The organism is Haladaptatus sp. (assembly GCF_049589095.1).
In the GTDB taxonomy this organism is placed as follows: Archaea; Halobacteriota; Halobacteria; order Halobacteriales; family Haladaptataceae; genus Haladaptatus.
The window spans coordinates 1-4,625 of record NZ_JBAWAC010000360.1; the positions used below are offsets into that span (position 1 = coordinate 1).

The window sequence follows — 4,625 nt, forward strand, 5'->3', positions numbered from 1 at the left end:
CCGTGCGATGGCCATCGCCTCCAGCGCGTCGTCTTCGTTCGAGGTGACGATGGTGCCGTTCGACACCTCGTCCATGCGGTGGCCCGCGCGGCCCACCCGCTGAAGCAAGCGAGCGACTTCACGCGGGCTCTGATACTGGACGACGTGGTCGATTCGCCCCACGTCGATGCCCAGTTCCATCGAGGAGGTACAGAGTAGGGCGTCGAGTTTTCCGGCCTTGAAGCGGTCCTCCACGTCGATTCTGGCCGCCTTCGAGAGGCTACCGTGGTGGACGCCGATGTTCGTCCCGAGTTCCTTGAACCGCGACCCGAGCGCCTCGGCTGTCTGGCGCGTGTTGACGAAGACGAGCGTCGAGTCGTGGGTCTCGACGATGTCACGAATCGCCCGGACGTGGCTGGCGATGTCCGGATTCGTCATCAACTCGCCCGCCAGTCGCTCGTCTTTCTCGGTGATCTCGGGTTCGTGTACCCGGAAATCCACCTTGCTCCCGGCGTCCACCTCGATGATTTCGCAGCCGCGATTTCCGGTGAGAAACCTGCCGACCTCCTTCGGATCACCGACGGTCGCCGAGAGGCCGATTCGCTGGAACTCACCTGAAAGCTCTTGGAGGCGCTCCAGCCCGATGGTCAGTTGTGCGCCGCGTTTCGCGCTGGCGAGTTCGTGCACCTCGTCAACGACGACGTGATGGACGTCCTCCAGTGCCGTCCGCAACTTCGACCCCGTCAGCATCGCCTGCAGCGTCTCGGGCGTCGTCACCAGCACGTCCGGCGGATCGTTCGCCTGCTTCTGGCGCTGGTAGTCAGTCGTGTCGCCGTGGCGCACGTCGATGTCGATGTCGAGCGTGTCACCCCACCACTCCAGTCGTTCGCGCATGTCGCGGTTCAGCGCCCGAAGCGGCGTGATGTACAGTACCGAAATCCCAAAGCGTGGCTCCGCCTCCACTACCGCATCGAACACCGGCAACATCGCTGTCTCGGTCTTCCCGGTTCCGGTCGGTGCGATGACGAGTCCGTGCTTCCCCTCGGCGAGGGGCGGAATCGCGCGCTTCTGGGGTTCGGTCGGCGTGGAGAAACCTCTCTCCGAGAGCGCCGCCCGCACCTCGTCGCCGAGTCGCGCGAAGGCCGCAGAACCCGCGGCCCGCCTGTCCTGCATCGTATTTCGGTTAGGGAGCGAAGCGAATTAAGCACGTTGCCCATTGAGTATGTTGCGGATAGTTTGAGACGGTTGGCGAACCGGTTCTTCATCCTGTAAAATCTGACGACTAAAATTAAATAGTATGGTTAGGATTTTGGACTATGCAATATCTCTACCGTGCGAGGGTGTATTTCGGCCACGTACTGATTTTCAATCTCTTCACAACGCCCCTCATTTTAGCGGGAATGCATCGACCTGGTGGACTCTCACTTTTGGGGTGGCTTCTCGTGTTGGGCGTCCTGTTCGGAAATTCTATCCTGTTATTCTACAATATTGAAAATTTCATCATCGCTGTCTCGAATACTGCATCTGAATCCGAGGACAGCGATAACAGGGTCCAATTCTTCGATTGAAACGCAAAACCGGTTTTCCCGCTCACCTCGTTTGACTTCGGTTCGGGTCGATCCCGTCTACGGTTCCACGACCAACTTCCCGAGGAAGCTCTCTTCGAGCACGTCGCGCTGTGCCTCGTCCACATCGGAGAGCGAGTACGTCCCGTCGATTTCGGGGACGACTTCGCCGTCCGCGACGAGGCGGGCCAGTCGCTCAAGCACCGCCGAGATGTCCGGCGTGTTGAACATGCTCATCAGCGTTATCGTCAACTCCTTCGAGCGCGCGGCGGAAACGTTCTCGAATCCTGCCTCGGCGTCGGTGTTGCCGATGCCGACGATGCGCGCGCCCAGCGCCGCCACGTCAGCGTCGAACTGGAGGTAGTCGTCCAGTCGGTGGTCGAGAATCACGTCAGGGTTGCCCGCCTCCTCGACTGCTTCCGCGAGGTCGTCCCGGTGGTAGTCGAGGACCGTATCCGCGCCGACGGCTTCGAGACGTTCGTGGTACTCCTCGCTCGCGGTGGTGACGACGCGCGCCCCGGTGGCGGCCGCGAGTTGCACGGCAACGTGTCCGACGCCGCCGCTGCCACCGTGGACGAGGCAGGTTTCGGCCGGTTCGAGGTTTCCGTGGTCGATGAGCGCCCGCCACGCCGTGACGCCGACGAGGGCGACCGCCGCACCTTCGTCGAACCCGACGCCGTCGGGGAGACGGGCGACCGTGTCGGTCGGCGTCGTGACGTACTCGGCACAGGTTCCCTGTCGGCTGTTTCCGAGACCGGTTCCGAATACGCGGTCGCCGACGTCGAACGCCTCGACTTCGTCGCCGACGGCCTCGACCTCGCCCGCGAAATCCGACCCCGGAATCCACGGGAGGTCGCCGGGTCGATACGATCCCTCGCGGAAGTACGTGTCGACGGGGTTGACCGTCGCGGCGCGAACCGCCACGAGGAGTTCGTCATCCTCGGGTTCCGGTCGGTCGATCTGTTCCACCTGTAGCACGTCCGGTCCGCCGTGTTCGTGATAGCGTACTGCTCGCATGTGAAGGGCAACGAAGGGAAGGAAAATAAGTCCGCAGGGGTGAGTTGTGGGTATGTCAACATCGGATTCACCACAGCACATCGCCCATCGTGGTTTCGCTGACGACTACCCGGAGAACACGCCCCTCGCGTTCGAGAACGCGGCAGCGCACGCGGACGTGATCGAGATGGACGTTCAGCGTTGTGGATCGGGCGAACTCGTGGTTTTTCACGACGCGAAACTCGGACGGCTGACAGACAGCCATGGGACGGTGCAGGACACCCCGTGGTCCGAGCTTCAGGAACTGACGATACTCGATTCCGACGAGACCGTTCCGCGACTCGAAACAGCGCTCGACGCGGTTCCGGACGGGACGGGGATCAATCTGGAGCTGAAACACGGTGGGATGGCGGAGCGGGTGTTGGACGCCGTTGCGAGCGTGGACAACGACGTTCTCCTGTCGTCGTTCGATTCGCAGGTGCTTCGGAATCTCCGAACCTTCGACCCCGAGGTTCAGTTGGCCTACATCAACCAGCGCGGCCCGAACTGCATCGACACGGCCGTCGATCTGGACTGTGCTTGCGTCCATCCCAAACTGGACATCTGCGATTCGGGATTCGTGGACCGAGCACACGATGCCGGACTGGCGGTGAACTCGTGGACGGTGCGTGAGGAAGCGGAGGCGAACGCGCTCGCCGAGGCGGGTGTGGACGGTATCGTTTCCGACACGCGGAGTGTCTTCCGATAGCTACCACGGGAAACGGTCCCCTCGAATGTGACAATGTCACATGGTGTACGTCACATAGAATTGTCTGCAGTTCTGTATGCGATTAAAAATGTGGTTTCGGACGTAACCTTGGGTGTGAACCGTCGGGATTTAAGCGGCGTGGCAACTCCCTTTCGAGTGCATGAGGCTACACGAGTACCAGGCGAAGGAGGTGTTCTCCGACGCGGGAATCCCGACGCCGGATTCAGCGCTTGCGGAGAGCGTTGACGAAGTCGTCGAGGCGGCGGAGGACATCGGCTACCCTGTCGCGGTAAAGGCGCAAGTACACGTCGGCGGTCGCGGAAAGGCCGGCGGCATCAAACTCGCCGAGGACCGCGAGGAGGCCGAAGAGGCCGCTGAGGACATTCTCGGAATGGACCTCAAAGGGTACACAGTTGAACAGGTGTTGGTCGAAGGGGCCGTCGATTTCGTCAACGAACTCTACGTCGGCGTGACGATGGACCGCGGCGAGGGCAAACCGGTCGCCATGGTCTCCACCAAAGGTGGCGTGGACATCGAGTCCGTCGCCGAGGAGACGCCGGAGGCCATCGCACGGGAGCACATCGACCCGGCGTTCGGGATGCACCCGTACCAGGCCCGCAAGGCAGTGTTCGACGCAGGCGTCGACAAGGAAATTGCGATGGACGTTGCAAGCGTCCTCACGACGCTGTACGACCTCTGGTCGGACAAGGACGCGAGTGACGCGGAAATCAACCCGCTGATGGTCACCTCGGACGACGAGGTCATCGCGGCCGACGCCGTGATGAACATCGACAACGACGCGCTGTTCCGTCACCCCGACCTCTCCGAGATGGAGGAGGACGCCTACGAGGACGACCTCGAACGCATGGCCGGCGAGTACGGCTTCGACTACGTCCGACTCGACGGCAACGTCGGTATCATCGGCAACGGTGCCGGACTGGTCATGACTACGCTCGACTTGGTCGACTACTACGGTGGCAAGCCCGCCAACTTCCTCGACATCGGTGGCGGCGCGAAGGCCGAGCGCGTGACGAACGCACTGGACATGGTGTTCTCGGACGAGAACGTCGATTCGGTCGTCTTCAACATCTTCGGCGGCATCACCCGCGGTGACGAGGTTGCCAAAGGTATCAACGAGGCGCTCGAATCGCTCGACGAGATTCCGAAACCCGTCGTCGTTCGACTCGCCGGGACCAACGCGGAGGAAGGTATGGAAATCCTGAACACCGACCTCGTTCAGGTCGAAGCGACGCTCGAAGACGCGGTTCAGCGTGCTGTCGAAAACGCGGAGGACAAACAATGAGCATTCTCGTAGACGACGACACCCGAGTGGTCGT

General features: G+C 61.8%; 4 protein-coding genes. 2 read left to right on the forward strand and 2 right to left on the reverse strand.

The window, feature by feature from the left end; translation table 11 throughout:
- Together WBV42_RS11315 and WBV42_RS11320 are read right to left on the reverse strand one after the other, a co-directional pair.
- On the reverse strand, nt 1-1,152 hold a 1,152-nt coding region (locus WBV42_RS11315; protein WP_423986125.1), incomplete at its 3' end, for a DEAD/DEAH box helicase.
- A 452-nt stretch (nt 1,153-1,604) separates the two neighbouring features.
- On the reverse strand, nt 1,605-2,561 hold the full coding sequence (locus tag WBV42_RS11320; protein WP_423986126.1) for an NADPH:quinone reductase: 957 nt from the start codon (nt 2,559-2,561) through the stop codon (nt 1,605-1,607).
- Nucleotides 2,562-2,613: 52 nt separating this feature from the next.
- On the opposite strand from WBV42_RS11320, the gene WBV42_RS11325 reads away from it, so the two are divergent.
- Together WBV42_RS11325 and sucC are read left to right on the forward strand one after the other, a co-directional pair.
- Nucleotides 2,614-3,288 (forward strand): glycerophosphodiester phosphodiesterase, encoded by a 675-nt coding sequence (locus WBV42_RS11325; protein WP_423986127.1) that lies wholly within the window; start codon nt 2,614-2,616, stop codon nt 3,286-3,288.
- Nucleotides 3,289-3,448: 160 nt separating this feature from the next.
- Nucleotides 3,449-4,591, forward strand: coding sequence for an ADP-forming succinate--CoA ligase subunit beta (gene sucC / locus WBV42_RS11330; RefSeq protein WP_423986128.1), 1,143 nt, complete (start codon nt 3,449-3,451; stop codon nt 4,589-4,591).
- Nucleotides 4,592-4,625 lie beyond the last annotated feature (34 nt).